14 protein-coding genes and 1 tRNA gene are annotated in these 16778 nt (G+C 60.6%); 9 read left to right on the forward strand and 6 right to left on the reverse strand.

What is annotated here, in order from left to right:
* Window positions 1-8: 8 nt before the first annotated feature.
* The 9 genes from IPK17_RS15505 to IPK17_RS15545 all read left to right on the forward strand — a co-directional run bounded on the left by IPK17_RS15505 (window position 9) and on the right by IPK17_RS15545 (window position 10389).
* On the forward strand, window positions 9-2030 hold the full coding sequence (locus tag IPK17_RS15505) for a DUF4012 domain-containing protein (protein WP_343418601.1): 2022 nt from the start codon (window positions 9-11) through the stop codon (window positions 2028-2030).
* A 15-nt stretch (window positions 2031-2045) separates the two neighbouring features.
* Window positions 2046-3224, forward strand: a complete 1179-nt coding sequence (locus tag IPK17_RS15510; RefSeq protein ID WP_343418602.1) for a 50S ribosomal protein L11 methyltransferase — start codon at window positions 2046-2048, stop codon at window positions 3222-3224.
* A complete protein-coding gene (locus IPK17_RS15515; protein WP_343418603.1) occupies window positions 3214-3504 on the forward strand; it encodes a PqqD family protein in 291 nt (96 codons plus the stop codon). Before IPK17_RS15510 ends, IPK17_RS15515 begins: the two co-directional genes overlap by 11 nt.
* Window positions 3505-3511: 7 nt before the next feature.
* The gene (locus IPK17_RS15520; RefSeq protein ID WP_343418604.1) at window positions 3512-5410 is read left to right on the forward strand and encodes an asparagine synthase-related protein; all 1899 of its coding nucleotides are present in this window, start codon (window positions 3512-3514) and stop codon (window positions 5408-5410) included.
* A gap of 385 nt (window positions 5411-5795) precedes the next feature.
* Window positions 5796-5957: a hypothetical protein gene (locus IPK17_RS15525; RefSeq protein ID WP_343418605.1), complete on the forward strand. Its 162-nt coding sequence runs from the start codon at window positions 5796-5798 to the stop codon at window positions 5955-5957.
* Between the two features lie 33 nt (window positions 5958-5990).
* Entirely contained in the window at window positions 5991-6986 is a 996-nt protein-coding gene (locus IPK17_RS15530) for a hypothetical protein (RefSeq protein ID WP_343418606.1), read from the forward strand.
* Window positions 6934-8109 (forward strand): nucleotidyltransferase domain-containing protein, encoded by a 1176-nt coding sequence (locus tag IPK17_RS15535; protein ID WP_343418607.1) that lies wholly within the window; start codon window positions 6934-6936, stop codon window positions 8107-8109. The genes IPK17_RS15530 and IPK17_RS15535 overlap by 53 nt, the downstream gene beginning before the upstream one ends.
* Window positions 8110-8120: 11 nt before the next feature.
* Window positions 8121-9938 (forward strand): ABC transporter ATP-binding protein, encoded by a 1818-nt coding sequence (locus tag IPK17_RS15540; protein WP_343418608.1) that lies wholly within the window; start codon window positions 8121-8123, stop codon window positions 9936-9938.
* A gap of 4 nt (window positions 9939-9942) precedes the next feature.
* Entirely contained in the window at window positions 9943-10389 is a 447-nt protein-coding gene (locus tag IPK17_RS15545) for a lasso peptide biosynthesis B2 protein (RefSeq protein WP_343418609.1), read from the forward strand.
* Window positions 10390-10463: 74 nt separating this feature from the next.
* On the opposite strand, the gene IPK17_RS15550 is transcribed toward IPK17_RS15545, so the two are convergent.
* From IPK17_RS15550 to thrS, 6 genes are all read right to left on the reverse strand, one after another.
* Window positions 10464-10535 (reverse strand) — tRNA-Lys (locus tag IPK17_RS15550).
* Between the two features lie 34 nt (window positions 10536-10569).
* Window positions 10570-11361 (reverse strand): group I intron-associated PD-(D/E)XK endonuclease, encoded by a 792-nt coding sequence (locus IPK17_RS15555; protein WP_343418610.1) that lies wholly within the window; start codon window positions 11359-11361, stop codon window positions 10570-10572.
* 118 nt (window positions 11362-11479) lie between these two features.
* A complete protein-coding gene (locus tag IPK17_RS15560; RefSeq protein WP_343418611.1) occupies window positions 11480-11896 on the reverse strand; it encodes a hypothetical protein in 417 nt (138 codons plus the stop codon).
* A gap of 94 nt (window positions 11897-11990) precedes the next feature.
* Entirely contained in the window at window positions 11991-13685 is a 1695-nt protein-coding gene (gene ilvD, locus IPK17_RS15565) for a dihydroxy-acid dehydratase (RefSeq protein WP_343418699.1), read from the reverse strand.
* A gap of 309 nt (window positions 13686-13994) precedes the next feature.
* The gene (locus IPK17_RS15570; protein WP_343418612.1) at window positions 13995-14720 is read right to left on the reverse strand and encodes a hypothetical protein; all 726 of its coding nucleotides are present in this window, start codon (window positions 14718-14720) and stop codon (window positions 13995-13997) included.
* A gap of 139 nt (window positions 14721-14859) precedes the next feature.
* Window positions 14860-16668 (reverse strand): threonine--tRNA ligase, encoded by a 1809-nt coding sequence (thrS, locus tag IPK17_RS15575; RefSeq protein ID WP_343418613.1) that lies wholly within the window; start codon window positions 16666-16668, stop codon window positions 14860-14862.
* Window positions 16669-16778 lie beyond the last annotated feature (110 nt).

Genomic DNA, 16778 nt, shown 5'->3' on the forward strand with positions numbered 1-16778 from the left:
TTAGGCGTATGAGTGTCATCCGGAAACCCGAGTCGCAGCCCACTGAAGACACGAGCGCGCGTAGAAAACATCGGCGGCGGCGCACCCCGCAGTGGCTTAAGCGTATCCGCCGCTTTGCGCAGGCTGTGCCATGGCTCAGTGTGCTGATCATCCTCATCGCCGCGGTGATCGTCACCGGCGCTGTGGTGAGCTCGGTGTTCTCGTACGCGCTGAATCGCGTGCAGACCTCGCTTGGCGGCTTCCAGCGCGTGGTGCGTGATGTCGGGAATGCTGCGAATGGCGATTTCACCCTCGAAGATTTTGACCGCTTGTACTCCAGCGTGCGCGACCTGCAGGGGTCGCTCGGGTTCGCCAAAAGCCAGACGGCGCTTCTGCGCCCGTTCCGTACCGTGCGCCCGGAAATTGACGATACGCTCATGTTGATTGATGCGGCAGACGGGCTGGTCAACGCCGCCGATTCGATGCTCAACGGTATGCAGCCCGCGCTCTCGGTGCTGTTCGGGCGCGGCGACGATGAAGTGCTGACGGCGCGCATTTCCCAAGGCGAACGCCTCGTCGAACGCATGCGCATTGGGCGCACCGCCTTTTTGCGCGCCAGCGAACAACTGCAGACCGTGCGCGGGTGGCTCGACGAACTGACGGCAGACAGCATCCCCGTCGATTATCTGTTTTACCTGAACCAGCTCAACACTTACTATGAGCTGTTGGAACAGAGCAACAGCGTTTTGCTGAGCGCGCCGGAACTGCTCACGGCTGCCTTCGGCTTAGGCGAACAGCAGGACTATCTGATCTTGTCGCAGAACAGCGACGAACTGCGCCCGTCCGGCGGCTATATCAGCACCTACGGCTGGCTGAGCGTGCGCAATGGGCGCGTGGTCGAATACGGGTACAGCCCGCCGACGGCGACCAGCCCGAACCCGCCGCCGGAAGATGCCGTCACGGAAGTGACTGTGCCGAACTGGTGGATCGGCTATAACTCGCCGGTTTACGCGGCGTGGGACGGCAGTTGGTATGCTGATTACCCGGCCACGGCGCAGATGGCGATGTGGTTCTATGACACGGGGTTCAACCTGCACGCGCCGGTCGACGGCGTGATCGCGATTGACATTTTCGGCTTCGAGGCGATTCTAGCGGCGCTCGGCGATGTGCGCATTCCCGGCTACGTCGAAGCGGTGAACGCCGACAACTTCCGCGAGATGATCTACACCATCCGCGCGGAAGATGGCGAACACAAAGCCTTCCTCGCCGCGCTCTACACGCAGATTTTCTCCGACTGGCAGGACTCGATCTCGAACGCCGAGACGAATCAACGGATGCTCGGTGTGCTGCTGCAAGCGCTGCAAGAGAAGCACATTATGCTCTACTTCAACGACCCGAGCCTGAATGAGAGCGTGCAAATCCTCGGTTGGGCGGGCAATCAGGCGGTGACGCCGCAGCATGATTACCTGATGACCGCGGATGCCAACCTCGGCAATAAGTCGAACCGCTCGATCATCCGGCAGTTGGCGGCGAACGTGTACATTCAACCGGATGGCACGGCGCAGAACTCGGTCACCGTCGCATATGACTATTCCCGGCAGACAGCCGAGAACGATCCGGCGGTGGACGAAGCGTTTCACGGTCCGCTGGATTATCAGAACCTGCTGCAGGTGTTTGTGCCGCGTGCCTCCATATTGACGGGCTGGGAAAACTTCGACTTCGACCCGGTCGTCGATCAGACGGACACCTACACCAACTTCATCGCGGATATCGTGCTGGAGTACGACTCGTCGCAGCAGTACGAGTTCCGCTACACGACGCCGCTGGTGGTCGAACCCGTCGGCAGCTACCGCAGCTACAGTCTGCTGATCCAGAAGCAGCCCGGTACGCGCGGCGATCTGGTCAACGTGCAGGTGTTCTTGCCGCCGGGGGCGACGCTGCTGGACTCGTCACCCGAACCGACGGCCAGCTACACCATCGACCAGACGATCATCGAGTACGATCTCACCCTGCGCACCGATCAATGGATCACCGTCACCTACACGCCGTAACAGGAGTCGTCGTTGATGTCCGGTTTTCACAAAGATGGCTACAGTGTTTCTAGTTTTGGCGGGATGGCGGCAGACCTGCCGCGCATTCAGGCGTACTCTGAGGCGCTGCGCCGCGTGATCACGCCGGAGAGCGTGGTTGTCGAAATCGGCACGGGGTCGGGGGTGATGGCGATGCACGCCTGCCAGTTGGGCGCGCGGCGTGTGTATGCGATTGAAGCGGAAGACGCCATCGAAACCGCCAGCGTCAGCGCGGCACAGAACGGGTTTGCCGACCGGATCGTCTTCATCCACGATGTGTCCACCAACGTCACGCTGCCCGAACCCGCCGATGTGCTCTTCTCGGATTTGCGCGGCATTCTGCCGCTGCACAATGCGCATCTGGAAACGATCATCGATGCGCGCCGCCGCTTCCTCAAACCGGGCGGCGTGCAGATTCCCCAGCGTGATACGCTCTATGTTGCGCCGGTGAGCGCGCCGGATGTGTATCAGGATGTGGTCGAGCCGTGGACGAAAAACCCGTTTGGTCTGAACATGGACGCGGGGCGCCAGTGGACCATCAATCAGCGCTATCGGCGGCGCGTCCAGGCGGAGCAGATCGCGTTTCCGCCGCAGGTGTGGGCGGTGCTCGATTATGTGAACCTCACCGAGCTGAATTACGCCGCGACGTTCAACTGGACCGCCGAAGCACCGGTCACGGTGCACGGGTATCAGGTGTGGTTTGACGCCGTGCTGTACGACGAGATCGGCTACAGCACCGCGCCGGATCAACCGCCGATGGCTTACGGAACGACGTTTTTCCCCTGTGCTGAGGTTGTCACGCTGGCGGCCGGGGACACGCTGCGCGCCCGGGTGCGCGCCGATAACTTCAGCGGGGCGTATACCTTTTCGTGGCACACGCAGGTGCTGGATGGCGCGACGCAGGCCGTGCGCCAGCAGCTGCAGCAGTCGACCTTTTTTGGCGACATTGAGTCGACGCGCGCCTTGCACATGCGCTCGCAAGCGTATCAGCCCCGCCTCAGCCGCGCGGGACAAATCGACGCGGCGGTGCTCCAGTGGATGGCTGAAGGGCAAACGCTGCGCGACATTGCCCAGCACTTGATGCAGCAGTATGCCGCCGAGTTTCCCAACGAAATTGAAGCCATGACCAAAGCGGGCGACATGTCAGTCAAATATGGAGAATATCATGGGAGCTAGCGCGGAGATTGACTACAGCAAGCGCGCGGTCATCACCCTGGACGTGATGGCGAGTCAGGTGGCGCAGGAGACGGTGCTGCTCAACCTGAACACCGCCAGCTATTTTGGCCTCGACGAAATCGGATCACGCATGTGGCAGTTGGCCACGACTTCGGCGAGTTTGCAGGCGGCCTATGAAGCCTTCCTCGCCGAATACGACGTCGAACCGGAGATGCTGCGCGGCGACTTCACCACACTGCTGCAGAACCTCCTCGCCGCCGGGTTGATCGAGCTGCAATAAGTTCCGCATGAGCGGTATCACCGGCATCTTTCAGCGTGACGGCCAACCCGTCGACCGCGCGGTGCTGCACACGATGACCGAGGCGATGGCTCGCCGTGGCCCGGATCGCCGCCAGATTTGGACGGATGGCGCCATCGGTTTCGGTCACGCCGCGCTGTTCTCCACGTTGGAAGCCGAACGCGAACAGCAGCCCACAGCGCTGGATGGTGAAATCTGGATCACCGGGGATGCGCGCATCGACGAATGGGATGAGCTGCGCCGTAAGCTCGAAGTCAAAGGCGAAATGCTCTCCGCCGCCGTCACCGACATTGAATTGATTGTGCGGGCGTACCGCGTGTGGGGGACGGCCTGCGTCGATCACCTGCTCGGCGATTTCGCCTTTGTGATCTGGGACAGTCGGGAGCAGCGCCTGTTCTGCGCCCGCGATCACAGCGGCGTGAAGCCGTTTTACTATCATCTGTCAGATCGGCTGTTTGTCTTCGGGTCAGAGATGCGCGCGCTGCTGGCCATGCCTGCCGTGCCGCAGCGCCTCAACGAAGTGCGCCTCGCCGACGCCATCGTCGACGAAACCGAAGGCGCGGATCACACCAGCACGTTTTATCTCGACATTCAGCGACTGCCCCGCGCCCACATCATGGTCATCGACCGGACGAGCATGCAGCAGCGGCGTTACTGGTCGCTCGATTCAACGCGCGAAATCCGGCTGAAATCGGATCAGGAGTATGCAGAGGCCTTTCTGGACGTGTTCCGGAAAGCCGTGATCTGCCGCCTGCGCACCCCCGACCGGGTTGGGTCAATGTTGAGCGGAGGACTCGATTCGTCTTCGGTGGTGGCGGTCGCGCGCCAGTGGTTGAAGGCGACCGGGCAAGCCCCGCTGCGCACCTTCTCCGGCATTCACACGGAGGATAATCTCGAAACCCGCATGATTCGGCAGGTGGTCGCGCAGGGCGATGTGCAGCCGCACTTCGTCAAAGTTGAGGAATTTGAACAGCTTCTGCCCGAATTCCACTCCTTTGACGAGCGCGGCGATGAATTGTTCGACTATGCGATGCATATTGTTCAGCTCATGGATATCGCCGCCCATCATCAGCAGGTGAAGGCGCTGCTGGATGGCATGCCCGGCGACAATATCACGGCGGTGGGCAGCAATTACATCACATGGATGCTGCGCGAGTTCAAGCTGATGAGCGCGATCCGCGAGTGCCGCGCGTGGGAACAGATGTGGGGCGAAAAATTCTGGAGCGTCTTTAGTCTGCACGCCAAGGCGGCGTATTTCCCCCAGTGGCTGCGGGCGATCAAGTGGCGGCTGACAGGCCATGACCCGCATCAATATGATGCGCTGATCGCGGAGACGTTGATTGATCCTGAGTTCGCCCGGCGCACCAATCTGCTGGAGCGGTTTGCAGCCTACTATGCCCATGTCGATGTGCGCTGCACGACGCGCGAACAGCATCGCCGCTGGCTGGATCACGGCATGCTGCCCGTGGCCTATGAACGGTATGATCGCGTGGCGGCGCGCCATTCGATTGAGCCGCGCCACCCGTATGCTGATCGCCGGGTGATCGAGTTTTGTCTGGCGCTCCCTGCCGCGCAGAAGAATCACTTGGCGTGGGCGAAAGTCATCAACCGCCGCGCCCTCGCGCCGCTGCTGCCCGCCGAGGTGGTCTGGCGCTCCCAGAAGGATTCGCTGGACTTCGCGTTTGCGCAAGAACGCTACCGCTTGCAGGCTGAGGAAATTTTTTACACTCTTCGTTCTCGAAGCGCAGAGCGCCTGTACAGCTATGTGGACAAGGGGAAAATGCAGACGTTATTGGCGCAGCCGCCCGCCTTTACTTCCCCTCAGATTTTCCATATACTGATGTTGCGTAGTATGATGATATGGTTAGAACAGTATCGCAGCGGCTGACCAGAGCCGAAACAACTCAAGGAGCTAGCACTGTGCCCACTCAGGATCCGCCGTTGCCGTCGCCGCAGCCTGAGAAGAAGCCCTATCAGTCTCCGCGTTTTGCGCAGCACGGGACGATTCAAAATCTGACGTTAGCCGGGACCGGCGCGGTCCGGCACTGGGCCCAGGCATGGAGCGGACAGCGACCGCCGGCAGGGAGTCGCCGAACGCATTCTGGGTGTGGTTGGGCGGGGGCGCCCCCCCCCCCCCCCGGGGAAACCTAACGGCCTTGGTGCGTCGGGTGAAGGCCCCAACCAGAGCAAGTGCAGTTAGGCGGATCGTAGTATGATTGAGGAATACCAGTCGTCCGGCTGTGAGCAGCTACCCGAGTCTAGGAATAAGACCGATGTCCACCCAAGATACGAATGACCTGACCCCTGCGGAAAAGAAAGCCTATCGCGTTCCTCGCTTCACACAGCATGGCACGATTCAGAATATGACGCTCGGTGGCACAGCCGGGCCGGTAGAAGGGATGATGGGCACCAGCCTGATGAAGGAGCGCCCGTAGTCGCCGTTCTGCGTCTCAGGCTGATTTCGACAGGTGCGCTACCGAATTCTAGGTTTCGTCGTTGAAACCGATGTGGTACTTGATCTCGATCAAGTGCTTGAACCCGTCTTACCGGATGTAACGTTCCAGCAACTCACGGCTGAACTTCGCGAAGCAGTCGTCCTTTTTCCATTCCATACCCTAAAACAAACTGATGGAAGCTACTGGCAGTCGTGGTCAAAAAGTGAGCACGGCTACCGGCTCCAGTATTTTGATCACGGCATCTTCTGGATTTCACCGGATGGCCGCCACATTCGCGGTTTTCTGTATCCCGAAACGCCCGCGAACACCTTTCAGCACATCCTGCTGGATCAAGTGCTGCCCTATGCGGCGACGCTGCGCGGTGAACGGGTGCTGCATGCGGGTGGATTCGTCAGTGACGGTCAGGCGGTGGTGTTTTTGGGCGAAGGCGGGCAGGGTAAATCGACGCTCACCGCCAGCTTTGGGGCAGTGGGGTATCCCCTGTTAGCGGACGACTCGCTGCGGCTGCGCGTGGGCGCTGACGCAGTTTGGGGGATTGGCAGTTATCCGGGGGTGCGGCTGTGGGAAGATTCAGCGGATAGCGTGGCGCCCGAGCAGCCGTGGACGCCCGTGGCGCATTATACGGAAAAGCGACGTCTCTCTGCTGCGCCGGGTGGTGTGAGCTTCTACAGCGATCCCGCGCCCATCAAGCGGCTGTATGTACTGGACGCGGATACTGTTGGCTCCGTGCAGATTGAACCCCTGACCGCCAACGAACGCTTTATCTATCTGCTCCGACATTCCTTCCGGTTTGACATCACGGACCGCCAGCGCACGCAGCGGGAATTTGAAACGCTCACGCAGTTAGCCGCCCGCCTCCCTATTTACCGCCTGCGTTATCCGCGCCGCTATGATTTTCTGCCGCACGTTCGTCAAGCCATTCTGGATCATTTAGAGACTCACGACCACGACCATCTTGACCCTAGCCGCCAATCCCCGTCTACGCATCCTCTGCCAACTGATCACTGATCAGCTGGCGTTCGGCAGTGTGCCCGCTGACCAGTGGCCAGCCGTCACTGACCTGGCGGTGCAGCACAGCGTTGCGCCGCTGCTGTACTGGCTGCTCAAGCAACAGCCGCTGACCCTGCCGCCAGCGCCGATGGCGACTTTAGCGCTCGCTGCCCATAACAGTGCCATTAACCAGGCGATCCTCGAACGCGCGCGGCAGCAGGTGCAGTCGGCTTTCGAGCAGGCGGGCATTCCGTGTATCTGGCTGAAAGGCGCGGTGCTCGCCCGCACGATTTATCCCGAGATGGGGCTGCGGCCCATGACCGATATCGACGTGCTCGTCCCGTATGATCAGCGCGCAGCCGCGCTGCAGATCGCGCAGACGCTGGGCTATGAATGGGAAGAAGGCACCGGCGATTTCTTCCCGGAAGCGGACGATGAACTTCATGGGTTCAGCGCGTCCAAGCATCATTACCGCCTGTACAGCGGCACGCAGTCGGGCGTGGCGCTGGAAATCCATTACCGGTTGCTCGGTGCGGATGATGATCGCTTAATGGCGCTGGAGGATTTGCAGTGGTTTTGGCAGACGCGGCAAACGCTCACGCTGACCGACGGTAAGAGCCTCGATCACTTCTCCACCGAGGCACAGCTTCTGCATTTATGCGCGCATATTGTCTTGCAGCACGCCGGCGACGATCTGTTCCTGATCCGCTACCTCGACCTGCACCGCCTAATCACCCGGTCGGCGCTTGATTGGCCGACCGTCATCGATCAGGCCGTGGTCCTGGGCTGGACGTTCCCGGTGGAACTGGCGCTGCGGCGCACAGTCGAGTTTTTCGCCACGCCGCTGCCCGATCACGTGCTGCCCGCGTTGGTCGAACGGCGGCCAGCGTATGAGGACATCGGCCTCTTTCGCGCGCTGCAGGGAAGCGGCGGTCGTTGGGAGGCCTGGCGTGCGTACCTGGTCACGCTGCCGCCGCGTCAGCGTCTGGAGATGATGCGCCGGGCGTTGTTCCCCAGTCGGGACTATTTGCGTGAACGCTATCACGTCAAAACCGGAATTATGCTTTACTATCCGTATCGCTGGTTGGATCAAAGCCGCGTCATCCTGACAGCCGTGTGGCAGCGGCTGCGGGCACGCTGATCGGAGGTAAGGTGTCGGTTTTTGCGTTGTTGTGGCAGCGCGCTGCCCGCAGCGTGACGAGCCTGTGGCGTGCGCTCGGCCTGACCTGGACGAGCAGCCGTGGCTGGACGAGCGCGGCGATCGTGCTCACGCTGCTGCAAGGGCTGACCCCGGTCGCGCTGCTGTATTTGATTGGCGCAATGCTCGATCAGGTCACGGCGGTTATCCTGCAGGGGCGCACGGTCAATGATATCATCGGGATCGTCGTCCTCGCCGGGATCGTGGCTTTCATCGATATGGCACTGAGCGTGATCAGCGGCGTGGTACATGAAGGTCAAACGCTCGCGGTCAACGAACATGTCGCCCGCCTGATCCATTCCAAGTCGATTGCCGTCGATCTCGAATACTACGAGCAGTCGGCTTACTACGACCGCTTGCACCGCGCGCAGGGTGAAGCGAGCTATCGCCCGACCGCGATCATCAGTGATTTGACGGCCATCCTCCGCGATACGTTCACGCTCGTCGGCGTGATCGGCGTACTGGTGTCGCTCAACGCACTGACGCCGCTCATTCTGTTCGCCAGCGCGTTCCCGGTCGTGCTGGTGCGTTTGCGCTTCACGCAGGTGCTCATGGACTGGTACATGCAGACCTCGGCGATTGAACGCGAGCAAGGCTACTACAACTATCTGCTCACGGCAGAATATCATGCCAAAGAAATTCGCCTGTTCAATCTCGGCGCGTTGTTCGCCCAGCGCTTCGATACGCTCTACGCGCGGCTGCGTTCGGGACGTATGGCGATCATGTGGCGGCGCACCATCTTTGAATTGGGGACGCAGGGGCTGGGCGTGATCGCGCTGTTCGGCGCGTTTCTGCTCACGGTCGGCTACGCGCTGACCGGGGCGATCACGCTCGGCGGTCTGGTGATCATGTTTCAGGGCTTTCAGCGGGCACAGGGGACGCTGCAATCGCTGTTGAGCAGTCTCGCCGGGTTGTACGAAAGCAGCGTGTTCTTACGCGACTTCTACGAATTCCTCGGGCTGGAGCCGTTGGTCAAGCCGCCGCTGCAACCGCAACCTATACCCCAACCTTTGCGGACGGGCATTCGCTTTGAAGACGTCAGCTTTCAGTATGCGCGTGGGACGACGCCCGTCCTCACTGGCGTCAACCTGATGATCCAGCCCGGCGAGGTCATCGCGCTGGTCGGCGCGAATGGCGCGGGCAAGTCCACGCTGATCAAGCTGCTGTGCCGCCTGTATGATCCGACCGCGGGACGCATCACCATCGACGGCATCGATCTGCGTGATTTCAACGTGGCTGATCTGCGCGCACAGATCAGCGTGCTGTTTCAGGACTATAACGAGTATCAGCTCAGCGCGTGGGAGAACATCGGCTTGGGTGATGTGACACAGGAGCGCGCAGCCATTGAGCGGGCGGCGCAAGCATCCGGCGCGCACGAGGTGATCACGGCGCTGCCGGACGGTTATGACTCGCGCTTAGGTAACTGGTTCGGCGGGCAGGAATTGAGCATCGGGCAGTGGCAGAAGATCGCGCTCGCGCGGGCGTTTTTACGCCGGGCGCAAATCGTGGTGCTCGATGAGCCGACTAGTTCGCTCGATGTGCTTTCTGAACACGAGGTGTTCGAACGCTTCCGGCAGGTCGTCGCTGACCGCTGCGCGATCCTCATCAGCCACCGCCTCTCGACTATTCGGTTGGCGCAGCGCATCTATGTGCTCGATCAGCAGCACATTGTCGAAAGTGGCACGCACGACGAACTCATGGCGCAGGGCGGGCTGTACGCGACGTTGTTCAACACGCAGTCGCAGTACTACCGCGCGGACACCCCGGTGTAGATCGATGGATTTCCGCCACATCGTCCTCGCTGTTCAAGCCCGCTCACCCGCTGAACGGCGCTTGCTGGCTGAGACCGCCCTCAATCTGGTGGCGGCGTGGGTGCTGGTGCGCGGTGTGCCGTTCACATGGTGGTCGCGCCGCTTAGGTGATCGTAGAGCGGAGTCGTCCGCGAGCGAACAGACACAAACGCTTACGCTGATCGCCGGGAGCATCGCCGCCGTCGCTAGTCAGCTTCCGTGGACGTCAACCTGCCTGATGGACGCGCTCGCCGCCAAGTGGATGCTGAATCGGCGCGGCATTCCTAACACGCTGTACCTAGGCGTCCGCACGGCAGAGAGCGCCGGGAAAGATCTCTTCGCGCATGCGTGGTTGTGCGCCGGGACGCAGTTCGTCGCCGGAGAGGTTGGCGCAGAACAGTACACCGTGATCGTGAAGTTCACCAGCCCCTGACTGAGGTTGACAATTTGTGAGGTTGCTGACGGAGAAAACAAAAATCGGCGGGCTGGTATGCCGCCGATTTGCTGTGACCCTGGGGGGACTCGAACCCTCAACACTCGCCTTAAAAGGGCGCTGCTCTGCCATTGAGCTACAGGGCCAACACAGATCATTGTAGCAGAGCCTAGCACTTTTTCAACCCGCAAGTGCCACTTCTAATAGGGGGCTCATGGCTGGGTGCGCCTCTCCTCCCACGTACTGATTGGCCGTTGGCACATGCTCGGCGCTGAGGTAGCGCACCGAATGGTCGTCAGGCTGGTAGAGCGCATAAACATCCGTAAAGATCGTGGCGTTTGCCTGCCTAAATCCTACGCGCACGCGCAGCAGACGCTGCATATCGGCTGAGACCGCGATCAGGTCAAATGGGGCCGCCCAGCGCTGCGGACTGCACGTGTACCAACCTTGCTGGAGCAGATCAATCTCAACATGGGCGATGGCCAATTGGATTGGTTCGGTAAGGCTGCGAGGCGAGCATTCTATTTTGTATGCGCTGTTCGCTATGCGATATGGATCAAGGTAATTCTGGGCTAGCCAGATCCCTTTCTTTTGCCCATTCTTTGGCGGTGTGACGCGCATGCGCAGTGCCACGGCATCGGTGGGGATTTCGTCGACGCGCAAGTAGTAAACCGTGTCAGTTTCGGGACAGAAAGTTGCATAGGCATCCAATTGGCTTAGGTCAACTTTGACCGTATAGATGCGTTTGGAGTTGTAGTAATTGGAACGGAAACTGAACGGTACAAAGCCGTTCTCTAACGTCCGGTATTTCACCTGCACGCGTTTGAGCGTGACCATGTCGGGCATGACCGCGATCAGGTCGAACGGGAGATGTTCTGAAAGGGGCAGACACACATGGATGCCATGCGCCAACAAATGCGCAATCGCTTTGGCGACCGCCAGATCGCCTTTGTCCTTGGTGAGGTGCGCCATCTCGACTCCCTTTTGCGCGGGCAGATCGCTTACCTGAGCAGCATAGCACAAGTGCACCTTGGGTGATCCGCCAGGTCAACGCCGGGCATATGTAGTTTTGGTTTGTAGCGCCAAACGGTTAAGTGTTGGGCTGGTGTTCGCTGAGATTGGCGACGGCGACTGTCATGGCCGCGATTCCGTCTGCGCGCGAAGTAAACAGCGGCAGCTGCTGCCCACCGAACTGCTGCTGCCGCGCCGCATCGACGTACAGCTTCACCATCAGGTCCGTGCCGACAAACGCGGGCAGCACCACAAAGGGCATTTTGGCGGTATTGCGCGCGTTCCGGCGGCTTGTCGATTGCAGAATTTCCAGGATTTGTTTGAAGCTGCTCGTGGCCTGCGTGGTGTCGAAGATCAGCGCGGTGTTGACCGGGTATTCGCCGAGCAAGCGAATGACCTGCAGATCGGCTTGGGCAATCGTATCAGCATCAACGGATCCGGTGAGGGTGACCAGAATGATCGGGGCATCGGTGAGACGTTCGACGGAGAAGGGCATGACGAAATCCTCGATGAGACAAAAATAGACAATAGACTGGGAACGCTCCCAATCTATTGTCTATTATCGTAGCATCGAGTGGTTTTGTCGACGCTTAACGCACCAGACCGGAGGCCGAATTGGTCACTGCGCCGTCATCGGCCTGCGCGGTGAGGCGCGCATACTTCGCCATGACGCCGCTGATGTAATGCGGCTTCGGCGCGACCCAGGCAGCACGCCGGGCGGTCAGCTCTTCAGCGCTCACTTCCATATTGATCGACCGGGCGTCGATATCCACGGTGATGATATCGCCTTCGTGCAGCAGGCCAATCGGTCCGCCGACCGCGGCTTCGGGCGCGATGTGCCCGATGCACAGCCCACGCGTAGCACCGGAGAAACGACCATCCGTGATCAGTACCACATCCGCGCCTAACCCCTGACCGACAATCGCCGCGGTTACTTGCAGCATTTCGCGCATGCCGGGGCCGCCGACCGGGCCTTCATAGCGGATCACGACCACGTCACCCGCGTTGATCTGGCGGTTCTGCACGGCCTGGAACGCCTCTTCTTCGGTGTTGAAGACCCGGGCGACGCCGCGGAAAGTGCGCGGTTCCGTCCCCTTGAGCTTGATCACGCTGCCGTTCGGCGCGAGATTGCCCTTGAGGATGTGCAGCCCACCGTTTTCGTAGATCGCATTATCCCACGTACGAATCACGTCCTGACCGGGCGTTTCGACCGCGGTTGCCGCTTCCTGAGCGAGTGTCTTGCCCGTCACCGTTAGCGCGCTGCCGTCGACGTAGCCGCCTTCGACCAGACGCTGCGCCAGTAGACGCACGCCGCCCGCGCGGTACATATCGGTGGCGACATACTTGCCCGTGGGCTTGAGGTCGCAGATCAGCGGGGTGCGCTTGCTGATCGCTTCGATGTCGTCAATCGTGAATTCGATGCCCGCTTCGCGGGCGAAGGCCAGCGTATGCAGCACGCCATTGGTGCTGCCGCCGCTCGCCGCGACCGCCGCAATCGCATTTTCGAGCGCTTGGCGCGTGACGATCTTGCTCGGGCGCAGGTCCTGTTCAATCAATTGAATCATCAACTGCCCGGCCAGCAGCGAGACATCGTCTTTTTCCGTCGCCATTGCCGGGATATCCGCCATGCCCATCGGGGAGATGCCCAGAATTTCGCCGACCATGCCCATCGTGTTCGCCGTGAACTGGCCACCGCAGGCGCCGGGACCGGGGCAGGCTACGCCTTCAATTTCATGCAGCTCGTCCAACGTGATGCGACCAGCGGCATACGCGCCCATGGCCTCGAAGACTTCCTGCACGGTGATATCCTTGCCGCGGTAATTGCCGGGGGCAATTGAGCCGCCGTACAGCATGAGGGAGGGCACGTCGAGCCGGATGAGCGACATGATCGTGCCGGGCATGGTCTTGTCGCAGGCGGCCAACGCGATGATGCCGTCGAAGAAATTGCCGCGCGCCACCAGTTCGATGGAGTCGGCGATGATTTCGCGGCTGATGAGCGAGGCTTTCATGCCTTCCGTGCCCATCGTGATGCCGTCGCTGATGCTGACCGTATTAAATTCCAGCGGCGTTCCCCCGGCGCGGCGAATCCCCTCTTTCATCTTGGCGGAAAGGCGGCGCAGGTGGAAATTGCACGGTCCAATTTCCGTCCACGTGTTCGCAATCCCGATCATGGGTTTTTTGAGGTCTTCGTCCGACAAGCCGATCGCCTTCAACATGGCGCGGGCGGCGGAACGGTCAACGCCTTCAACGAGTGTACGGCTGCGGCGATTCAAAGCCGCCAGCACTTCGGGAGAGTCTGCCACAGAAATAAGCTCCTTGCTTTCAATGTTCGTAAGGATTGTAACGCCGCCGTCGGGGTTTGTCACGTTCACGCGCTGCTCATGTATTACAAATAAAATGAACGCCAGACGTGAGGAGGATAGCGATGCTCGGGTTGATTTTGAAGGTCATTCGCTGGTGGGTACTGCGCCGGATTTGGCGGCGAGTATTTCGCGGTCGGTGATAGCGCCAACGGACCGCTAGTTCACTATGTTGCCACCATGCAAAAGGTCGGCGATCCGCGCGGATCGCCGACCAAGCTGGTCAGTGCTCGTCTAGTCGACGATGCGGGTGGGCAGCGGCGTGCTATACCATGGCGCGCCGGGGGTCGGGACCATCAGCGCAGCCGGGACCCACAGGTAGCCATTCGCCAGCACGATTTTGTAGTACGCCTCCGTCGTGTCGAGGCCGACGACCCAGAAGGTCTGCCCCGCATGCAGCGTGATGTCGGTGCTGAGGCCGGGGGCGTAGCTGGCGAGCGTGTCCGCAGTCAGCAGGCCGACAACCGAACCGGAAGGGATCACCGTGCCGGGCGTGCTGCTGACGGCCGGCGGCTGCGGGCTGCTGGTCGGCGGTTCACTACCACCCCCTCCGACCGAGCCGTAAGTCGGCAGGCCGTCACAGGTCCCGGTTGCCTCAAAATCGATTTGCAGGGGCAGACCATTGCCTGCCGCGCTGCTCAACTGCCAGCGGATCGGGTTGTACTGCGGCGCGACATCATAAGGATCCGAGCCGATACCAACTGCATAGGTGCCGAGTACATTGGTAAAGCCGCGGGAGTAGAGGAGCGTGCCCGCGCCATCCCAGATGTTGATGAGAAAGTTTTCCAGATTGCTGCTCAGGTTATTGCGGTCAAGGATGTGCGACCCGGTATTCATAGCCGTCCAATCGGTGCAGGTGAGCACGACCGTGCCGTTGTAGACGCTGGCGTTGACCGCGGCGAGTCCTAACACGAACACGAGGACGAGGATGAGCGGAATTGAGAACAGTTTCTTCGGCATGCTTCACTCCTTAGCTGCTTGATGGATATACACAGCATAGGGAAGCAGCGTCTAGAGATCGTGTATTCAGCGTGTAGCAGTGGGGGAAAGCGGGGCGATCCGGGAAAGATCGCCCCGAAGTTGGAGATCGTCTCCGCCTTTAGTTGGAGACGAGGTCGAGGCTCATCGAGTTGACCTGCCCCGTGATCAGTTCGATGAACTGGTCGAGTGGCATCGCGCCGAGATCGCGGTCGTCGCGCAGGCGCACGCTGACCGTGCCGGCGGCTGCGTCGCGGTCGCCCATGATGAGCATGTACGGGATCAGGCGTTCGCGGGCAGCGGCGATCTTGCCACCCATGCGCGCCTTGCCTTTGTCGATTTCGAAGCGGATGCCGGCGGCCTTCAACTTGGCGGCGACCGTTTCCGCGTATTCGATGTTGCGATCCGTGATCGGGATCAGCACCGTTTGCACGGGGGCGAGCCACGTCGGGAACGCTCCGGCGAAGTGTTCGATGATGATGCCGATGAAGCGTTCCATGCTGCCAAACGGCGCGCGGTGAATCATGACCGGGCGCTGACGCGTGCCGTCTTCCGCCACGTATTCCAGCTCAAAGCGTTCCGGCAGGTTGTAGTCGACCTGCACCGTGCCGAGCTGCCATTCACGCTTGAGCACATCGCGGAAGATGAAGTCAAGCTTGGGCCCGTAGAACGCCGCTTCGCCCTCTTCGACATGGTACGGCAGGCCGAGTTCATCGCACGCCTGAATGATGGCGGCGGAGGCTTTCTCCCACAGCGCGTCGCTGCCGACATACTTCTCGCTCTTCGGGTCGCGAATGCCGACGCGGGCGCGGAAGTCCGTCAGGCCGAGCGTATTGAAGATGTGCTGGATGAGCTTGACCACATTCTTGAATTCGGCGAGGAGCTGTTCCGGCGTGACGAACAGGTGCGCGTCGTCGACCGTGAAGCCGCGGACGCGCGTCAAACCGTGCAGCTCGCCCGACTGCTCGTAGCGGTAGACCGTGCCGAATTCCGCGAGGCGCACGGGCAGATCACGATACGAGTGCATATCGCTCTTGTAGATCATGATGTGGTGCGGGCAGTTCATCGGCTTGAGCAGGAATTCTTCCTCATCCACCGAGATCGGCGCGTACTGGCTGTCCTTGTAATAGGGATAATGCCCGGACGTGCGGTACAGGTTGAGGTTACCGATGTGCGGCGTCACCACGGGTAGATAGCCGTTTTCGATCTGCGTCTCGCGCAGCCAGCGTTCGAGCGTGTCGCGCAGCGTCGCGCCGAGCGGCTTCCACAGCGGCAGCCCCTTGCCGACCAGCGGCGTGAACGTGAACAGGTTGAGCTTTTCGCCGACGACGCGGTGATCGCGGCGCTTGGCTTCTTCCAAACGGAACAGGTAGTCCTGAAGCTGTTCCGGCGATTCCCACGCCGTCCCATAGATGCGCGTGAGCTGCTGGCGGTTTTCGTCGCCGCGCCAATACGCGCCCGCGGGCTTCTTGTACGTCACACTGATTGCTTCCGGGTTGATTTCGCGCGTGTTGACGACGTGCGGGCCGCGGCACAGATCCGTGAACGTATCCTGCGTATAGAACGTGATCTTCTCGGCGGGCGCGGCGATTTCGTTACCGTTGTCGTCCACGCGCCCCGCGACCAGATCATTGATCAACTCGACCTTGTACGGCTGATCCTTGAACTGCGCGAGCGCTTCTTCCGGCGTGACTTCGCGCACTGAGAAGTCGACATTCTTGCGCATGATCTCTTTCATGCGGTTTTCGATCCACTGCATGTCTTCGTCCGTCAGCGGACGGGGCAGTTCGAAATCGTAATAGAAGCCATCTTCGATGGGCGGGCCGATGGCGATCTTCGTGTTGGGCAGGCGGTCGAGGACGGCCTGCGCCATGATGTGCGCCGTCGAGTGGCGGATTTTGTATAGCTGGCTGCCTACATAGTCAGGCATGATCTACGCTCTCCATGTGAGTCTTAGCAGGTCGGAATTATAGCACGCCGAACCGACAGAAGCGGGTTTCGTAGGGGCGAACCTAGGTGTTCGCCCGTCGGGCAGACACA

The sequence above is a fragment of the Candidatus Flexifilum breve genome, assembly GCF_016713355.1.